This window comes from Streptomyces sp. NPDC002784 (genome assembly GCF_053592135.1).
On the sequence record NZ_JBSFVD010000004.1, the window covers coordinates 209,329 to 225,761 of the forward strand.

Consider the following 16,433-nt stretch of genomic DNA (forward strand, 5'->3'; position numbering starts at 1 on the left):
CTCAGCCGAGGTCGGCCTGCTGGAGGGTCTTCGTCACATCGACGAAGCCCTTCCGGGCCGACACCAGCCGGCCGTCCCGTACGACCTGAAGGGTCACGTCGGCGTTGACCAGCTGCGGGAAGCCCACCGAGGCGAGGCTCTCGGTGTAGTCCCAGTTCAGCGGCGGGGTGAGACCGCCGGTGCTGATCTCCAGACCGTTGTCCAGGGCCCGGCGGACCGAGCGGGCGGTCACCTCGCCGCCGCCCAGGGAATCGATGACGGACCTGAACACGGTGTAGGCGATCCAGGTGGTCTGCACTCCGGCGTCCGCGGCGTCGATGCGGTTGTCGCCGAAGGCGTGCGCGCTGATCACCTTCTTCATCTCGTCCCAGCGCTGGTCGCTGGCGACGGGGTACCAGCCGGTGATGTACGCGCCCTCGTAGGGCCCGGACTTGCCGCCGGAGGCGTCGATCACGGTCTGGTCGACGCTGCCCAGCACGGTCGCCGTGCGCACGCCGGGATAGTCCTCGCGGTCGCGCCGGAAGGAGTCCATGAAGGTGCTGGTGCGGTCCCCGAGGGCGGGCACCACACAGCCGGGCCGCGCCGGGTCGGTGCCGGTGTACTCCAGGGCCCTCTTGGAGTGCTCCGAGTACTCGGTGGCGTCCTCCGCCGCCAGCTGGTCGCCCGCGTCCGCGTGGCCGCCCGCGGAGAGGCCCGAGTTGAGCAGGGCGGGCAGCTCGTCGCCCGCGATGCTGTCCGGCCGTACGAGCGCGACGGGACCGCAGTCCTTGGCGAGCTCCCGGCCGAGACCGGCCAGGAGACTGGGCTGGCCGCCGTTGACGGGGTAGGACAGCGGGCTGGTGAACTCGGCGCCGGTGACGCCGTAGCCGCCGATGTACGGGATTCCGGCGCTCTCCAGCGTGGGGAAGAAGGAGTCGCCGTGCTGGCTGTAGGAGCCGACGACGGCGACCACCTTCTCGTCGACGGCGCGCTCGGCGCACTTCGCCGCCGAGACGCTGTCGTTGTGGTCGTTGCAGTTCAGCACGCGCAGCTTGCGGCCGTTGATGCCGCCCTGGGAGTTGATCCAGCGGGCGTACGCCAGCGCCAGCGCGGGCATACCGGGCTTGTTGGTGGCGGTGGTGTCCTGCGGTGCCCAGGTCATGACGGTGATGGGATCGTCCCCGGCGCCCCCCGAGACACCGGGGATGACCCCGCAACCGACGGCGAGGGACGCGCACACGGCCAGGGCCGCCGCTCTGCCGGCGGTGGCTCTGACGGGTCGGGTGAGCGCGGGGAGGTGCGTACTGCGGAAACGACGCCTGCCGGTCATGCACACGCACGATTCCCTCACACCGCTAACCCGGAAGTGATCCACGGTCGACGGAAGGTGACATCACGGTGAATTACGGGGGGCCGTGACCAGCGGCCGGGCGGGAACGTACGATCGATGACCGTGCAAGGTTCGGAGAACTCTTCCCGTCGCGGCCGTCGCTCCTCCACCATGGGCGGCATGCCACTGAACGACATGCCGTGGTGGCGCTGGCGCAGCAATGTGCGCTCCGCGCTGCACATGCTCTCCGACCCGGTGTTCCAGCGCGACGCCTGGCTGGCCGGCGTCGACGGTTACGGAGACGTCACCGACGCCGTGTACCGCCTGGTCGAGGACACCTGGCTGGACAACTGGTCCGCCGAGAAGTACGTCGGCACGATCTTCCGGGACTCCCAGGAGGCGGCGCTCGTCGACACCGCCGTGCTGCGGGTGCTGCGGATCATGCACCAGGTCGGACCCGACGCGCCGGTCGCCGCGTACCTGGAGCACCAGGGGTGGCCGGACGCGGTGCGCGCCGCGCGGGACGCGCACGTACGGATGGCGGCGAGCGACGGGGACGACCCGGACGCACCCCCGCGCACCCTCGAAGTACTGCGGATCATGACGAGGTCCGCCTAGCGGGACGACCGTGATCGGCGGGCTCGGGGTGTGGGACCCTGTGGTGCATGAACGAGCAGTCCGGCCGAGCCGCGGTCCCCACCGACCAGTACGTCCTGACCCTGTCCTGCCCCGACAAGCAGGGCATCGTGCACGCCGTGTCCAGCTACCTCTTCATGACCGGCTGCAACATCGAGGACAGTCAGCAGTTCGGCGACCACGACACGGGTCTGTTCTTCCTGCGCGTCCACTTCTCGGCGGACCCGCCGGTGACCGTGGACAAGCTCCGGGCGAGCTTCGCGGCGATCGGTGACTCCTTCCAGATGGACTGGCAGCTCAACCGGGCCGACGAGAAGATGCGCATCGTCCTGATGGTCTCCAAGTTCGGGCACTGCCTGAACGACCTGCTCTTCCGTGCGCGGATCGGGGCGCTGCCGGTGGAGATCGCCGCTGTGGTCTCCAACCACACGGACTTCGCCGAGCTGGTGGGCTCGTACGCCATTCCCTTCCACCACATTCCGGTGACGAAGGACACGAAGTCGCAGGCCGAGGCGCGGCTGCTGGAGATCGTGCGCGAGGAGAACGTCGAGCTGGTCGTGCTCGCCCGCTACATGCAGGTCCTCTCGGACGACCTGTGCAAGCAGTTGAGCGGCCGGATCATCAACATCCACCACTCCTTCCTGCCGAGCTTCAAGGGTGCGAAGCCGTATCACCAGGCTCATGCGCGGGGTGTGAAGCTGATCGGGGCGACGGCGCACTACGTGACGGCCGATCTCGACGAGGGGCCGATCATCGAGCAGGAGGTCGAGCGGGTCGGGCACGGTGTCACGCCGGATCAGCTGGTGGCGGTGGGGCGTGATGTGGAGTGCCAGGCGCTGGCGCGGGCCGTGAAGTGGCATGCGGAGCGGCGGATTCTGTTGAACGGGCGTAGGACGGTCGTTTTCGCCTGAAGGGCGGGGAGCGGCTGTTCGATGGCGGCTGCGGGCCCGTCGTGGCCGTTCGCGCAGTTCCCCGCGCCCCTGAGGGTTCGTCCACCGGCCCGACCTCTTAGGAGCGCGGGGAACTGCGCGACCAGCCCCCTCCCACCCGCAGCCGCCGACGAAGCCGCCGCCCACCCCTACATCCGGCTCAGCGACGCCACCGAGAACAGCACGTCTCTGATCGCCTCGCGGTCGCCCACTTGCCCCGCTGCCGCCTCCGCCGGAGACACGTGGCCCGCGGCCAGGTGGCAGAACTCCACGCCGTCCAGCGCCACATGGGCCACCTCCCACTCCGTGGAGCCCACGGCCGCCGGGGAGTCCAGGGGGATCAGCCACTCGCCGCCCCCAGAGCCCTCGATCTCCAGCCGGAGGCTCCGGCCGGGGCCGCCGGCCACGCCCAGGTGGCGGCCGTGCGACGGCGCCGCCAGCCCCTCGCGCCGGCGTTCGGCCAGCACGGCGGGCAGCATGCGGGCGGCGAGGTCGATCATGTCGTGCAGATGGCGTGCCGAGGGCGCCGCGTACGGGTAGTCCACCGCCTCCGCGATGTCCTCCGCGTGCACCCAGCACTCGAAGGCCCGGTCCAGCATCGCGTCGTGCAGGGGCAGCTCGAAGTCGCCGTAGGAGACCGGCATTCCGCCTGCCTGGCCGCCGGTGAAGGAGACCGTGCGGACCAGGTCGTGGCTCTGTTCCCGCCACGGCGCCCGCACCGAGCGGGTGGGCGGGAAGTGGGAGGCGCGCCAGTACGCCTCGGTGCGGGAGGACGGGGTGGGGCGGTCGGCCGGGATGTCGCCCAGGGGGTCGTCGAGGCCGAGGGCGACGGCGATCAGGCCGTCGACGGTCAGCAGATGGGCGATCACCCCGGCCACCGTCGTACGGCGGGTCGTCGCCTCGTCGGACCTGAACCACCGCAGCCGCACGGGCGCGTGCCACTCCGCGTCCCCGAAGTCCTGCAGCAGCGCGTCCAGACGCGCGGTCTCCGCGTCGTACGCCGCCGCCCAGCCCGGCACCGGAATGCGCGGCGGGCGGCGCTCCAGGCAGGTCGACAGGACGCGGGTGCGCAGGGCGGGGTCCAGGTCGAGGCTCTCGGAGGGGTGCAGCAGGCCCACGGCCTCGCGCAGCCGCAGCGCCTCGTCGGCGCAGGAGCCGCAGTCACCGAGGTGGACCTCGACGGCGGTCGTCTCCTCCGCCGAGCACGCGGCCAGCGCCCAGGCGCCGAGCAGCGACTTCAGCACCCGGTGCTCCAGGACGAGCGGCACCGGGTCCACGGCGAGGTCGGGCAGGGGCCTGCCGGTGTCCTCCACGGAGGCGCGGGGGAACGGTATGCGGGGCGGCGGCTGCTCCGGGCCGTTGCCGGTGCCGCTGTCGTCCGCCTCCGGCCCGTCCTTGGGCTCGCCCTCGTCGAACGGCTCGAACCGCTCCGGGTCGTTCACACCGCACCCCCGTATCCCGGCGGGGCGCCGGCGTCGTGGGCGGTGGAGAGCAGTTGCAGTCCCAGGCGGAGCCGGCGGCGGGCCTCGTCCTCGGTGACGCCGAGGTCGGCGGCGGTCTGGCGGTAGTCGCGGCGCTGGAAGTAGGCCAGCTCCAGGGCGGCGCGCAGCGGCACCGGCATGGCCTGGACGATGTAGTCGGCGCGGGCGGCCACGGAGGCGTGCCGCACCTTGCGCTCCAGTTCCTCGGTGGTGCCCTGGCCGCCCTGGGCCAGCGCCGCGGTCTCGGTGGCGCGCAGGCGCTGCACGGCGAGCCGGTGGGTGAGGGTGGCGACCCAGGAGCGCAACGGGCCCTGCCTGGGGTCGTAGGCGTCGGGGTGCTCCCAGAGGTGGGTGAAGACCTCGCGGGTCACGGCGTCGGCGCCGCGCTCGTCGGCGAGGACGGTGTGGGCCAGGCCGTGCACCAGGGAGGCGAAACGGTCGTAGAGCTCGCCGAGGGCGGCCGCCTCACCGCGTGCGAGCCGCTGCTGCATCTTGCGGTCCCAGCGGGGCGGTGCGTCCTTCTTCGCCATGCGGCCCCCTCACCGTGCCTGTGCCTGGTCAAGCCTGCTCCCACTGTCTCCTCGAATGTAGTCGGCACCTCTGACAGCGCACGCCCCTTTGTCGCAATGTGCGCCCCCTGACGGGCCCCGGGTGATAGTGAACCGTCGCCTACCCGGTCCCCTGCTGATCGAACAAGACCGGAGATGGCGGAAACAAGCCTTTTCCGCTCTCTTTCTGTTTCTGGCCCGGTGTTTCAGGGCACAGCCGCTGGGCAGCCGCGCTGCATGGAAGCGTAGGGACGACTTCCGTTTGCGGGGGGTCCGGCGAGCGAAGGGCATGGCGGTGGCGTTCAAGGTGACCTGCGGAGAGCAGGACGGCTGGGCTGTCCTGCGGGTGTCCGGCGAACTGGATCTGGTGACGTCGCCCGCGCTGCGCCAACGCGTGCACGACGAAGTGGCCGAGGGCCGGCACAGCCTGGTGCTCGATCTGTCCGAGGTCTTCTTCTGCGACTCCAGCGGCGTCGGCGTGCTCATCGCCTCCCGCCGGCTCGTCCGCTCCTGCCGGGGCCGGCTGCGCCTGATACTGCCCGCGCACGGCGCCGTCGAGGGCTCCCACGTCAACCGCGTCCTCGGCGCCCTCGGCGTCCGCCGCCTCTTCGAGGTCCATCCCGACGTGGACTCCGCCACCACCGACGAGTCGGGACCCCTGTCGGCGTAGTTCCCCCCGCTCAGCCACACCGTTGTCCCGAAATTCCCCCGGTCTTGGCACAACCGTGGCTTTCCCGCTCCCGGACGGCCCCTGACGTCGTACGCTCCCTGGGAAGGCCGGGGCCCCACGCCCCCCGTGACGTAAAGGCGGCACGAAAAGACATGGTCAGCAGCGAGTACGAGGGCAAGATCGCCGCCCGCTTCGCCACCTTCGACCAGGACGGCAACGGCTACATCGACCGTGCGGACTTCATGGGGGCGGCCAAGGCGCTGCTCGCCGAGTTCGGCACGGCGGCCCGGTCCGACAAGGGCCAGGCGCTGTACAGCGGCGCCGAGGCGTTCTGGCAGGGCATGGCCGGAATGGCGGACCGGGACGGCGACCAGCGCATCACCCGGGGCGAGTTCGTGGACGGCGCGGTCAAGCGGCTGCGCGACAACCCCGACCGATTCGCCGAGATCGCCCGCCCCTTCCTGCACGCGGCGCTCGCCGTGGCCGACGCGGACGGCGACGGAGCGGCCACCGTCGCGGACACCGCGCGCGTGCTGACCGCCCTCGGCGTGGACGCGGACACCGCGAAGGCCGCGGCGGCCACCCTCGACGCGGACAGCGACGGCCGGGTGGAGGAGTCCGAGATCGTGACCGCCTTCGCCCGCTACTTCACCGTCCCCGAATAGCGCTCCCTGAGCTTGTACTTGAGCACCTTGCGCAGCGTGTCGTTGCGCGGAAGGGCGTCCACCACCTCCAGTCGCTCCGGCAGCTTGTGCACGGCCAGCCCTTCCGCGCGCAGATACGCCGTCACCTGCGCGAGGCTCAACTCCTCGGCCCCCTGCGGCTGTTCCACCACGGCACACACGCGTTCCCCGCGCTCGGGATCCGGCAGTCCGACGACGGCCGCGTCCGCGACCGCCGGATGCCGGTGCAGCAGCTCCTCGATCTCCCGCGCCGAGATGTTCTCGCCCTTGCGGATGATCACGTCCTTCAGCCGCCCGGTGAGCACCAGATGCCCGGTGCCGGTGAGCCGCCCCAGGTCGCCGGTGCGCAGGAAGCCGTCCTCGTCGAAGGCGCGCGCGGTCTGGTCCGGGTCGAGATAGCCCCGGCACACAGCCTCCCCGCGCAGCCGTACCTCCCCGTCCACGATCCGGATCTCCATCCCCTCGGGCGGGCGCCCCTCCGTGCCGGCGAGCAGTTCCGGATCGTCGTCCGGGTCGCCCATCGTGATCATCGGTACCTCGGTCATGCCGTACCCGTGGGTCAGCTGCACGCCCATCTCCCGGACCACGGCGTGATACAGCTCCGGCGGCTTCGGCGCCCCGCCGCCCGCCAGCAGCCGGAGCGTCGGAACCACCTTGGCGCCGGGCCGTTTGCGCTGCTCGGTCAGGAACATCGAGTAGAACGCCGTCGATCCGCCCGCCATCGTCACCCCGTGCCGGCGGTACTCCGCCAGCGCGTCCGGCAGCGCGAACTGCTCGAACAGCACGGCCGGGAAGCCGTACAGCAGCAGCATCACCAGGTAGTCCGGGCCGCCTATATGGGCGTAGGGGAAGGCGATCGAGCCGACGTCGGTGCCGGTCGGGCGCAGGGCGTGGGCGAGGCAGGAGCCGCCGGCGATCAGCGAACGGTCGGTGTGCAGCACGCCCTTGGGGTCGGAGGTGGTGCCGGAGGTCCAGTAGATCCAGCGCACGCAAGTGCCCTCGGCGGGCGGGGCGGGCAGCACCCGGGGATCGCCGTCCGGGAGCCGGTCGTACGCCTCGAAGACGCCCTTCGCGCCGAGCCGCCGCGCCATCGCCGTGTGGTCGAAGCCGCGCCAGGTGCCCGGTACGGCGACGTACTCGGCCCTGGACTCGCGCAGGGCGAAGCCGACCTCGCGGTCCCGGTAGAAGGGGATGACCGGGGACTGCACGGCGCCGAGGCGGGCCAGGGCGAGGGAGAGCAGGACCGTCTCGATCCGGGTGGGCAGTTGCCAGGCGACGACCGTGCCGGGGCGCACGCCCAGGTCGTGCAGGCCCGCCGCCACCCGCTCGGCCCGCGCGTGCAGCTCGCCGAAGCTCACGGAGCGGTCCTCCTGGAGGAGGACGGGCCGGTCCGGGGTGCGGGCGGCGCGGCGGGCGAGCAGGTCCCACAGGGTCCGGGCGGAACTCAGGTCGAGTGCGGTGTCGGTCACGGCGGCGACCCCCTTGCTGACGGCTCGTCAGATGGTGGACAGAGCGTAGGGCGGACCGCCTTGTCGGTCCAGGGGTGCGGGGCTAGCCTGAACTGACGGACCGTCAGATGGGGGCTCGCCGGCATGGACCTCACGTACACGCCCGAGGAGGAGGAGTTCCGGGCGCGCCTGAGGCGGTGGCTCGGCGAGGTGCTGCCGAAGCTGCCCTCCGCGCCCGCCCCCTCCGACTGGCCCGGACGGCGCGCCTACGACCTCGGCTGGCAGCGCATGCTCCACGACGCCGGGTACGCCGACGTCCACTGGGACGCCTCCCCGACCACCCGGCTCATCTACCTGGAGGAGACCGAGCGCGCGGGCGCCCCCTATGTCGGCGCCAACTTCGTCGGGCTGCTCCACGCGGGCCCCACCATCGCCGCCGAGGGCACCCCCGAGCAGCGGGCGCGCTGGCTGCCGCCGATCCTGCGCGGGGCGGAGGTCTGGTGCCAGGGCTTCAGCGAACCCGGCGCCGGATCCGACCTCGCGGCGCTGCGCACGCGCGCGTGGCGCGACGGCGACGCCTATGTGGTCACCGGGTCCAAGATCTGGACCTCGCACGCCGAAGTCGCCGACTGGTGCGAGCTGTTGGTGCGCACCGACCCCGAGGCGCCCAAGCACCGGGGCATCACCTGGCTCGCCCTGCGGATGGACGCGCCCGGCGTGACCGTACGGCCGCTGCGGACCCTCGCCGGGTCCACCGAGTTCGCCGAGGTCTTCCTCGACGAGGTGCGGGTGCCGGTCGCGCACCGGGTCGGCGCGGAGAACGACGGCTGGCGCGTCACGATGGTCACCCTGTCCTTCGAGCGCGGCACGGCCTTCGTGGGCGAGGTGGTGGCCTGCCGCCGCGTCCTGCGCGAACTGGCCGCCCGGGCCCGCGGGAACGGCCGCTGGGACGACCCGGCGCTGCGGCGCAGACTCGGCCGCCTGAACGCCGAGTTCCGCGCGCTGTGGCGGCTGACGCAGTGGAACGTGAGCGAGGCGTCGGCGAGCGGGGTACCCGGTGTCGGGGGTTCGGTTTTCAAACTGAGGTACTCGCACGCCCGCCAGGAGCTCTACGACGCCGCCGCCGACGTCCTCGGACCCGACGCCCTCGATCTCGACCAACCCTGGGTCCTCGACCGGCTCTCGTCGCTGTCGTACACCATCGCGGCCGGTACCTCGCAGATCCAGCGGAACATCGTGGCCGAGCGGATCCTGGGGCTGCCGAAGGGGCGATGAGCATGCGTTTCCAACTGACCGACGACCAGCGGGCCTTGCGGGCGGGGGTACGGGAGCTGCTGGACCGGCGGTTCGGTGCCGAGGCGCTGCGGGCGGCGGCGGCCGGGCCCGTACTGGACCGGGCGCTGTGGCGGGAGCTGGGGGAGGCGGGGTTCTTCGCGCTGCGGGTGCCGGAGGCGGACGGCGGGGTCGGACTCGGGCTGCCCGAGGCGGTGTTGGCGTTCGAACAGACGGGGCGGGCGCTGCTGCCGGGGCCGTTGGTCGCCACGCATCTCGCGGCGGGCTCGGTGCCGGGGGCGGCCGGCGGGGAAACGGTCGTGACGGCCGTGGACGGCGGAACCGTGGAGTGGCTGACGCAGGCGGACGTGGTCCTCGGCGACGCGGCGAAGGCCGTACCCCTGCGGTCGGTGGACCCGCTGACGCCGCTCCACCGGGTGCCCGGCGGGCGGGGGGCGGATCCCCTCGCCGTCCTCCTCACGGCCGCCGAGCAACTGGGCACCGCCACGCGCGCGTGCGAACTCGCCGCGCAACACGCCCGGACCCGGGAACAGTTCGGACGGCCGGTCGGCGCCTTCCAGGCGGTGCAGCATCTGTGCGCCGACATGCTGGTGCGGGCGGAGACGGCCCGTGCCGCCGTCTACGCGGCCGCCGTGACCGAGGACCCCGCCGACATCGCCGCAGCCCGGCTGCTGGCCGACGAGGCCGCCGTACGCGGCGCCCGCGACTGCCTCCAGGTGCACGGCGGTATGGGCTTCACCTGGGAATGCGAGGTGCATCTGCATCTCAAGCGGGCGTGGGTGCGGGCCCAGCGTGCCGGTGGCGGCACGGAGAGTGAGGAACTGCTGGCCGTCGATCTGCTCGCATGAAAAGCGAAAAGGGCGCCCGCCTGCGGAACCGTGGACGCGGTGGCCGGAGGTGTCGCGGATCGTGGCGCACCGGAACTACGGAGCGTTGAGATCGGGTTGTGTCCTAGGTGTGACTCGTCACGGCCCGGAGTCGGCGCCGTGCTCCGGTACCTTGTGTGAGATGCGAGTGGTTCCGAGCACGAGCCATGCCGGAGTTGCCCTGGAGGCGGCTCCGGATCCGGCGGTGCGCGCCGGTTCTCGCAGGACGGGCGCGGTTTCCGCCCCCGCCTGTTCGACTCCCCGTCAAGAGCGTCGCACAGTATCCCGCACGGGTACTCCTTCGCGCTGGAATATGCCCGAAGCGCTTGTTGGGGTGACTGTACGTCAACCATGCTTTCCCTTAAGGGATTCACGTTCCGTGACCCTGGCTCCGGCCATTGTTCTGGTCATGCAAAAAATGGCTACGATCGTGGCCCTCGTGAAGCGCGGGGCTATGAGTCCGCCGGTTCGGATGGTGTGAGCGGTGCAGGTGCTTCAAGTGCAGCTGGAGATCCGGCCCGACCCCGCTGAAGTGGGGCGAGCCCGGAGGTGGGCCCGCTCGCGGCTCGCCGGATCCGGGATAGGGGTCGACGAGTCGCTGTCGGAGACCCTGATCCTGCTCGTGTCCGAACTGGTCACCAACGCCGTGGTGCACACCGGCTGTCCGGCCGTGCTGCGGCTGTTCCTGCCGGGGATGGCGGCCGGCGCCGAGCCGGTCACCGTACGGCTGGAAGTGGTGGACGCCAGCGGCCGGGCCCCGGTGCCGCGTTGTGCGGGCGGCGGCGAGACGGGCGGGCGTGGCCTCGCCCTGGTCGACGGTCTCGCGGACCGCTGGGGCTGGATGCCCGAGGGGCCCGGCAAGCGGATCTGGTGCGAACTGGACCAGTGCGCCCAGGGGCGGGAGCCGGTGGTGGCGTATGGCGGCGGAGCGTTTGAAGGGCTGGCCTTCGAGGCGGTGTGAGGGCGCGCCCGCGGTCGGTGTGAGGGTGTTCGCGGAGTGCGCGGCGCAGTTCTCGCGGAGGACGCGGCACTGTCCGTGCGGACCGGGCCGGAGGCCCTTGCGCCGGACGCGGTGCGGTGCGCCGGGACATGCTTCCACGTGCGCCCGTGGCATATAGGGCGTACGCCATAAATCCCCGAGCGGGTGTTGACGAGACGTGTCCGTTTGATCACGCTTGTGGTCAGCGATTCGCCGCGAGGGGACGACGAGGGTTCCGGTGACGGGAGCCCTCGACGAGTGTGGGTCGTGATTCGGCGTCGGCTCCCTCAGGGCCCGAGGGGCAGCCGGGGCGGGAGCGCCGGAAGTCGGATGGCGGTGCGCGCTGCCGTGCTCGGGGCGGGCAGATCGCGCGCCGCCAGCCGCACTTCAGGCTCAGAGGACGGCGACCGGTGCCACCGGGGCCCCCGTCGCGCCGACGAACGGCTCGGGCGTCGCCGACAACAGGAAGACGTACCGCTCTTCTTGTCCACAGGCTGTGGACAACTCTTCGAGATTCCAGTTCTGCCCCTGCGGCATCCCCATCTCCACCAGGTCGAGCGCGTGCACGGGCAGCCACAGGTCCTCGATCTCCGGCGGGAAGATCTCGAACGTGAGGGTGTCGTTGGCTACGGCGGCCACATCGCGCGCGTGGAACCACTCCGGAGTGCGGATCGAGAGCCCCGGCGACGGATGGCCGTAGCCGTGCCTGTCCCCGGCGAGGCACAGCCGCATCTGGCCGGTGCGGACGAGCACGATGTCCCCCGCCCGCACGCGCGTGCCCGCGAGTTCCTCGGCCGCCTCCAGGTCCTCGGGTGTCACGGCGTGCGCGCCGTCCAGCCGTTGCACGCCACGCGCGCGTGCCACGTCGAGCAGCACCCCGCGCGAGACGATGTGCCGCGCGGTGGCCATCCCCGCGAAGGCGGCGCCGCCGTGCGCGGTGACGGTGCCCGCCGGGCGGCCGTTGTAGAGCCGCCCCGCGTGCGAGACATGCGGCAGCGCGTCCCAATGGGTGCCCGCCTGCAGGCCCATGGTCACCGCGTCGTCGCTGCACGCGACCGTGCCCGGACCGAAGATCTCCTGGTTGATCTGCACCATGACGTGCAGCGGATTCACCCGCCCGGGGATCATCCCGGTCTGTACGCCGTCCTGGCACAAGGGCAGCGCGAGCGGGACCCGCCGACCGCTGCGGACGCAGGCCGCGGCCTCGCGCACGACCTCGTCGGTGATCAGGTTCAGGGTGCCGATCTCGTCGTCTGCTCCCCAACGGCCCCAGTTGTTCACGCGCTTGGCGATCTCGTGGAACGCGTCCGGCAGTGACATCGGTCCCTCCCCGGGGCTTGTCTCCGACTGTCCGGCGGGTCATAAAATCTAACGGTCCGTCAGAAACCGCGGGAAGGGGCCGGGCATGGGGAACTTCTTGGCAGGCAAGGTCGTCGCCGTGACCGGCGCGGGGCGGGGGATCGGGCGGGCGGTGGCGCTGGCGGCGGCGGCCGAGGGGGCGCGGGTCGTCGTCAACGACTACGGGGTGGCGGTGGACGGCGCCTCGCCCGCCAGCGAGGTCGCCGAGGGCGTCGTCAAGGAGATCCAGGCGGCCGGGGGAGAGGCGGTCGCGGTGGCCGACGACATCTCCACCATGGCGGGCGGGCAGCGGGTCGTGGACGTGGCCGTGTCGTCGTACGGGCGGATCGACGGGGTGGTGTGCGGCGCCGGGATCCTGCGGGAGCGGATGCTGTTCAACATGACCGAGGAGGAGTGGGATCCGGTGATCGCCACTCATCTCAAGGGGACGTTCACGGTGTTCCGCGCGGCCTGCGCGGTGATGCGCGGACAGCGCTCCGGCACCCTGATCGGATTCACCAGCGGAAACCATCAGGGGTCCTTCTCGCAGGCCAACTACAGCGCGGCCAAGGGCGGCATCATCTCGCTGGTGCGCAGCGCCGCGCTGGGGCTGCACAAGTACGGCGTGACCGCCAACGCGGTGGCCCCCGTCGCCCGTACGCGGATGTCGGCGAAGGTGCCCATGGAGCTGACGGAGATCGGGGAGCCCGAGGACGTGGCGGCCCTCGTGGTCTATCTGCTGTCGGACCGCGCCAGGGAGCAGGCCATCACCGGGCAGGTGTACACGATCGCCGGGCCCAAGGTGGCGGTGTGGGCGCAGCCCAGGGAACTGCGGGCCGCGTACGCCGAGGGCCCGTGGACGCCGGAGCGGCTCGCGGACTTCCTGCCCGGGACGGTGGGAGTGGACCCGATGCCGCTGCTCCGGCCGCCGAACACCCCGTAGTCCGGGGGCGCCCTGGGGGAGTGCCCGTGCCCGGCGTCAGGAGGAGACCCGTGGATTTTGGATTCGGTGCCGAGGACGAGGCGTTCCGTGCGGAAGCCAAGGGCTGGCTCCGCGCCCATGCCGACCCCGCTGTGGACCGCCGTACCTGGGAACGCACCCTCGGAGCGGCCGGCTGGATCGGCCTGTCCTGGCCCGCGACGGGGTACGGCAACCGGTCCGCCACGCTCACCCAGCAGGTCGCCTGGGCCGAGGAGTACGCCCGCTGCGGGGCGCCCGCGCGGTCGGGGCACATCGGGGAGAACCTGCTGGCGCCCACCCTGCTCGCGTGGGGCACCGAGGAGCTGAAGGACCGCTTCCTGCCCCCCATAGCCGCCGGTGCCGAACTGTGGTGCCAGGGGTACAGCGAGCCCGGCGCCGGATCGGACCTGGCGGCCGTGCGGACCTCGGCCGTGCGGGACGCGCGCGGCGGGTACCGCGTCACCGGCCAGAAGATCTGGACGTCACTCGCGCACGAGGCGGACTGGTGCTTCGTGCTGGCCCGCACCGAGCCCGGCTCCCGGCGTCACCAAGGGCTGAGCTTCCTGCTTGTGCCGATGGACCAGCCCGGCCGCGTCGACGTCCGGCCCATCCGGCAGCTGACCGGCACCAGCGACTTCAACGAGGTCTTCTTCGACGGCGCCCACGCGCGCGTGGAGCACGTCGTCGGCGGCGAAGGCCAGGGCTGGCGGGTGGCGATGAGCCTGCTCGGGTTCGAGCGCGGGGTGTCCACGCTGGCCCAGCAGATCGGCTTCGCACGGGAGCTGGAGCGGGTCGTCGGGGTCGCCGTGGAGACGGGCGCGGCGGCGGACCCGGTGCTGCGGGACCGGCTCGTCCGGCTGTGGGCCGAGCTGCGCACGATGCGCTGGAACGCCCTGCGCACCCTGGGCGGCTCCGGGGACGCGGGCGCCTCCAGCGTGGCCAAGCTGTTGTGGGCCGGGTGGCACCAGCGGCTCGGGGAACTGGCCGTGGCGGTGCGGGGGGCGGGTGCCGCGGCCGGGCCCGCAGACTGGACGCCTGCCGCGCCGTACACGCTCGACGAGTTGCAGCAGCTGTTCCTCTTCTCCCGGGCCGACACCATCTACGGCGGCTCGGATCAGGTGCAGCGCACGATCATCGCCGAGCGGGTGCTCGGTCTGCCCAGGGAGCCCAAGGGGGGCGTCTGATGCGCGCGGTGGTGTTCGACGGGACGCGGACCGAGGTCGTGGACGACCTGGAGGTGCGGGAGCCGGGGCCGGGCGAGGTGCTGGTCGCCGTCGCGGCGGCGGGGCTCTGCCACAGCGATCTGTCCGTGGTGGACGGGACCATTCCGTTCCCCGTTCCCGTGGTGCTCGGCCACGAGGGCGCGGGGGTGGTCGAGGCCGTCGGGGCGGGAGTCTCGCACGTCGTGCCCGGGGATCATGTGGCGCTGTCCACCCTCGCCAACTGCGGTGCCTGCGCGGAGTGCGACCGTGGGCGGCCGACCATGTGCCGGCAGGCCATCGGGCGGCCCGGGCAGCCCTTCCTGCGGGGCGGGCGCCCGGTGTACCAGTTCGCGTCCAACTCCGCCTTCGCCGAGCGGACGGTGGTGAAGGCCGTGCAGGCGGTGCGGATCCCGCGGGAACTGCCGCTGGTGTCCGCCGCGTTGATCGGGTGCGGGGTGCTGACGGGGGTCGGGGCCGTGCTCAACCGGGCGCGGGTGGACCGCGGCGACAGGGTGGTGGTGATCGGCACAGGGGGAATCGGGCTCAATGTCATCCAGGGCGCGCGGATCGCGGGCGCCCTGCGGATCGTCGCCGTCGACTCCAATCCGGCCAAGGAGGAGATGGCCCGCCGGTTCGGTGCGACGGACTTCCTGACGTCCGTCGAAGGGGTGCGGGACCTCCTGCCCACGGGCGCCGACCACGCCTTCGAGTGCGTCGGACGCGTCGAGCTGATCCGCGCGGCCGTCGATCTGCTCGACCGGCACGGCCAGGCCGTCCTCCTCGGCGTGCCCCCGGCCACCGCCGAGGCGTCCTTCCGCGTCGCCGCCCTCTACCTGGACAAGTCGATCCTGGGCTGCCGCTACGGCTCCGCACGCCCGCAGCGCGACATCGCGCTCTACGCCGAGCTGTACCGGGCGGGCCGGCTGCTCCTCGACGAACTGGTGACGCGGACCTACCCGGTCGAGGACTTCGCGAAGGCGGCGGCCGACGCGGAGGCGGGGCGGGTGGCGCGGGCAGTGCTGACGTTCTCGGCCTGACGGAACGTCCGCCGGTACGCCGTCGGCGTCACCCCGAGCGCCGCCTGCACATGCTGCCGCATCGACTGCGCCGTACCGAAACCCGCGTCCCGGGCCACCTGGTCCATGGACAGACCGGTGGACTCCAGCAGCTGCCGGGCCCGCTCCACGCGCTGCTGGGTGAGCCACTGGCCGGGGCTGACCCCGACCTCCTCGCGGAAGCGGCGGGTGAAGGTCCGCACCGACATGGCCTCCTGCGCCGCCATGTCCCGCAGCTGGATCGGCTCGTGCAGCCGGCCCAGGGCCCAGGCGCGGGCCCTGGTCGTCGTCGCCTGCTGGGGGTCGGGGACCGGGCGGTGGATGTACTGCGCCTGCCCGCCGTCGCGGTGCGGGGGGACCACCGTACGGCGGGCGATGTCGTTGGCGACGGCCGTGCCGTGGTCGCGGCGGACCATGTGCAGGCACAGGTCGATCCCGGCGGCGACGCCCGCCGAGGTCAGGACGTCGCCGTCGTCGATGAAGAGGACGTCCGGGTCGACGTCGACGGCCGGGAAGAGGCGCTGCAGCTGGTCGGTCTCCGCCCAGTGCGTGGTCGCCCGGCGCCCGTCGAGATACCCGGCGGCGGCGAGGACGAAGACGCCGGTGCAGATCGAGGCGAGCCGGGTGCCGGGGCGGATGTGGGCGAGCGCCGCGGCCAGCTCCTCGGTGAGCACGCCCTCCTCGAAGACCGGGCCCAGCTCGTAGGAGGCCGGGACGATCACCGTGTCGGCGGTGGCCAGCAGCTCGGGGCCGTGCTCGACCATGACGGCGAAGTCGGCGTCCGTGACGACCGGGCCCGGTGGCCGGACCGAGCAGGTCAGGACCTCGTACAGATGCCGTCCCCGGGCGTCCTTGGGGCGGCCGAAGATGCGGTGCGGGATGCCCAGCTCGAAGGGGAGCAGGCCGTCGAGGGCGAGCACGACGACACGGTGGGGCCGGAACTCGGGTGCCTGCGGGCCACTGCTCATGGCCCGATCCTAACGAACACTGGCCCTCGGGCCACTCGATGGGAGCGGATCCCGGACGCGATCATCT

The 16,433-nt window shown here is 72.3% G+C and carries 16 protein-coding genes; 10 read left to right on the plus strand and 6 right to left on the minus strand.

Features of this window, described 5'->3' with window-relative positions; genetic code table 11:
- Position 1: 1 nt before the first annotated feature.
- Positions 2-1,309, minus strand: coding sequence for an ABC transporter substrate-binding protein (locus ACWD1Z_RS10910; RefSeq protein ID WP_451117479.1), 1,308 nt, complete (start codon positions 1,307-1,309; stop codon positions 2-4).
- Between the two features lie 117 nt (positions 1,310-1,426).
- Between ACWD1Z_RS10910 and ACWD1Z_RS10915 the strand changes: the two genes are divergently transcribed.
- Together ACWD1Z_RS10915 and purU are read left to right on the plus strand one after the other, a co-directional pair.
- The gene (locus ACWD1Z_RS10915; RefSeq protein ID WP_186284491.1) at positions 1,427-1,927 is read left to right on the plus strand and encodes an SCO4402 family protein; all 501 of its coding nucleotides are present in this window, start codon (positions 1,427-1,429) and stop codon (positions 1,925-1,927) included.
- A gap of 47 nt (positions 1,928-1,974) precedes the next feature.
- A complete protein-coding gene (gene purU / locus ACWD1Z_RS10920; RefSeq protein ID WP_451117481.1) occupies positions 1,975-2,856 on the plus strand; it encodes a formyltetrahydrofolate deformylase in 882 nt (293 codons plus the stop codon).
- A 167-nt stretch (positions 2,857-3,023) separates the two neighbouring features.
- On the opposite strand, the gene ACWD1Z_RS10925 is transcribed toward purU, so the two are convergent.
- Both ACWD1Z_RS10925 and ACWD1Z_RS10930 read right to left on the minus strand, forming a co-directional pair.
- A complete protein-coding gene (locus ACWD1Z_RS10925; RefSeq protein WP_451117483.1) occupies positions 3,024-4,316 on the minus strand; it encodes a maleylpyruvate isomerase N-terminal domain-containing protein in 1,293 nt (430 codons plus the stop codon).
- The gene (locus ACWD1Z_RS10930; protein ID WP_451117485.1) at positions 4,313-4,885 is read right to left on the minus strand and encodes a sigma-70 family RNA polymerase sigma factor; all 573 of its coding nucleotides are present in this window, start codon (positions 4,883-4,885) and stop codon (positions 4,313-4,315) included. The genes ACWD1Z_RS10925 and ACWD1Z_RS10930 overlap by 4 nt, the downstream gene beginning before the upstream one ends.
- A gap of 307 nt (positions 4,886-5,192) precedes the next feature.
- Between ACWD1Z_RS10930 and ACWD1Z_RS10935 the strand changes: the two genes are divergently transcribed.
- Complete coding sequence (locus tag ACWD1Z_RS10935) at positions 5,193-5,573, plus strand: STAS domain-containing protein (RefSeq protein WP_451117487.1); 381 nt, start codon at positions 5,193-5,195, stop codon at positions 5,571-5,573.
- A 152-nt stretch (positions 5,574-5,725) separates the two neighbouring features.
- Positions 5,726-6,238 (plus strand): EF-hand domain-containing protein, encoded by a 513-nt coding sequence (locus tag ACWD1Z_RS10940; RefSeq protein ID WP_451117489.1) that lies wholly within the window; start codon positions 5,726-5,728, stop codon positions 6,236-6,238.
- Here the strand turns inward: ACWD1Z_RS10940 and ACWD1Z_RS10945 are convergent.
- Positions 6,217-7,725, minus strand: a complete 1,509-nt coding sequence (locus ACWD1Z_RS10945; protein ID WP_451117490.1) for a class I adenylate-forming enzyme family protein — start codon at positions 7,723-7,725, stop codon at positions 6,217-6,219. The genes ACWD1Z_RS10940 and ACWD1Z_RS10945 overlap by 22 nt on opposite strands.
- 123 nt (positions 7,726-7,848) lie before the next feature.
- On the opposite strand from ACWD1Z_RS10945, the gene ACWD1Z_RS10950 reads away from it, so the two are divergent.
- The 3 genes from ACWD1Z_RS10950 (at position 7,849) to ACWD1Z_RS10960 (ending at position 10,824) form a co-directional block, all read left to right on the plus strand.
- Positions 7,849-8,979, plus strand: a complete 1,131-nt coding sequence (locus ACWD1Z_RS10950) for an acyl-CoA dehydrogenase (protein WP_451117491.1) — start codon at positions 7,849-7,851, stop codon at positions 8,977-8,979.
- A 2-nt stretch (positions 8,980-8,981) separates the two neighbouring features.
- Positions 8,982-9,845 (plus strand): acyl-CoA dehydrogenase family protein, encoded by an 864-nt coding sequence (locus ACWD1Z_RS10955; protein ID WP_451117493.1) that lies wholly within the window; start codon positions 8,982-8,984, stop codon positions 9,843-9,845.
- 502 nt (positions 9,846-10,347) lie between these two features.
- Entirely contained in the window at positions 10,348-10,824 is a 477-nt protein-coding gene (locus tag ACWD1Z_RS10960; protein ID WP_451117495.1) for an ATP-binding protein, read from the plus strand.
- A 411-nt stretch (positions 10,825-11,235) separates the two neighbouring features.
- Here ACWD1Z_RS10960 and ACWD1Z_RS10965 read toward each other — a convergent pair whose 3' ends face one another.
- Positions 11,236-12,162: a cyclase family protein gene (locus tag ACWD1Z_RS10965; protein WP_451117497.1), complete on the minus strand. Its 927-nt coding sequence runs from the start codon at positions 12,160-12,162 to the stop codon at positions 11,236-11,238.
- Between the two features lie 85 nt (positions 12,163-12,247).
- On the opposite strand from ACWD1Z_RS10965, the gene ACWD1Z_RS10970 reads away from it, so the two are divergent.
- The 3 genes from ACWD1Z_RS10970 to ACWD1Z_RS10980 are packed head-to-tail and all read left to right on the plus strand — an operon-like array spanning position 12,248 to position 15,380.
- Positions 12,248-13,123, plus strand: a complete 876-nt coding sequence (locus ACWD1Z_RS10970) for an SDR family NAD(P)-dependent oxidoreductase (RefSeq protein ID WP_451117498.1) — start codon at positions 12,248-12,250, stop codon at positions 13,121-13,123.
- 50 nt (positions 13,124-13,173) lie between these two features.
- The gene (locus tag ACWD1Z_RS10975) at positions 13,174-14,325 is read left to right on the plus strand and encodes an acyl-CoA dehydrogenase family protein (RefSeq protein WP_451117500.1); all 1,152 of its coding nucleotides are present in this window, start codon (positions 13,174-13,176) and stop codon (positions 14,323-14,325) included.
- The gene (locus ACWD1Z_RS10980; protein ID WP_451117502.1) at positions 14,325-15,380 is read left to right on the plus strand and encodes a Zn-dependent alcohol dehydrogenase; all 1,056 of its coding nucleotides are present in this window, start codon (positions 14,325-14,327) and stop codon (positions 15,378-15,380) included. Before ACWD1Z_RS10975 ends, ACWD1Z_RS10980 begins: the two co-directional genes overlap by 1 nt.
- Here ACWD1Z_RS10980 and ACWD1Z_RS10985 read toward each other — a convergent pair.
- Positions 15,296-16,366 (minus strand): GlxA family transcriptional regulator, encoded by a 1,071-nt coding sequence (locus tag ACWD1Z_RS10985; protein WP_451117504.1) that lies wholly within the window; start codon positions 16,364-16,366, stop codon positions 15,296-15,298. The two genes, ACWD1Z_RS10980 and ACWD1Z_RS10985, sit on opposite strands and share 85 nt — an antisense overlap.
- Positions 16,367-16,433 lie beyond the last annotated feature (67 nt).

Excerpts from the sequence above, each read along its gene's own strand:
- ACWD1Z_RS10980 (WP_451117502.1), top strand. The coding sequence starts at position 14,325 with ATGCGCGCGGTGGTGTTCGACGGGACGCGGACCGAGGTCGTGGACGAC.
- ACWD1Z_RS10950 (WP_451117491.1), top strand. The coding sequence starts at position 7,849 with ATGGACCTCACGTACACGCCCGAGGAGGAGGAGTTCCGGGCGCGCCTG.
- purU (WP_451117481.1), top strand. The coding sequence starts at position 1,975 with ATGAACGAGCAGTCCGGCCGAGCCGCGGTCCCCACCGACCAGTACGTC.
- ACWD1Z_RS10915 (WP_186284491.1), top strand. The coding sequence starts at position 1,427 with ATGACCGTGCAAGGTTCGGAGAACTCTTCCCGTCGCGGCCGTCGCTCC.
- ACWD1Z_RS10930 (WP_451117485.1), bottom strand. The coding sequence starts at position 4,885 with ATGGCGAAGAAGGACGCACCGCCCCGCTGGGACCGCAAGATGCAGCAG.
- ACWD1Z_RS10970 (WP_451117498.1), top strand. The coding sequence starts at position 12,248 with ATGGGGAACTTCTTGGCAGGCAAGGTCGTCGCCGTGACCGGCGCGGGG.
- ACWD1Z_RS10910 (WP_451117479.1), bottom strand. The coding sequence starts at position 1,309 with ATGACCGGCAGGCGTCGTTTCCGCAGTACGCACCTCCCCGCGCTCACC.
- ACWD1Z_RS10965 (WP_451117497.1), bottom strand. The coding sequence starts at position 12,162 with ATGTCACTGCCGGACGCGTTCCACGAGATCGCCAAGCGCGTGAACAAC.
- ACWD1Z_RS10935 (WP_451117487.1), top strand. The coding sequence starts at position 5,193 with ATGGCGGTGGCGTTCAAGGTGACCTGCGGAGAGCAGGACGGCTGGGCT.
- ACWD1Z_RS10940 (WP_451117489.1), top strand. The coding sequence starts at position 5,726 with ATGGTCAGCAGCGAGTACGAGGGCAAGATCGCCGCCCGCTTCGCCACC.
- ACWD1Z_RS10985 (WP_451117504.1), bottom strand. The coding sequence starts at position 16,366 with ATGAGCAGTGGCCCGCAGGCACCCGAGTTCCGGCCCCACCGTGTCGTC.
- ACWD1Z_RS10955 (WP_451117493.1), top strand. The coding sequence starts at position 8,982 with ATGCGTTTCCAACTGACCGACGACCAGCGGGCCTTGCGGGCGGGGGTA.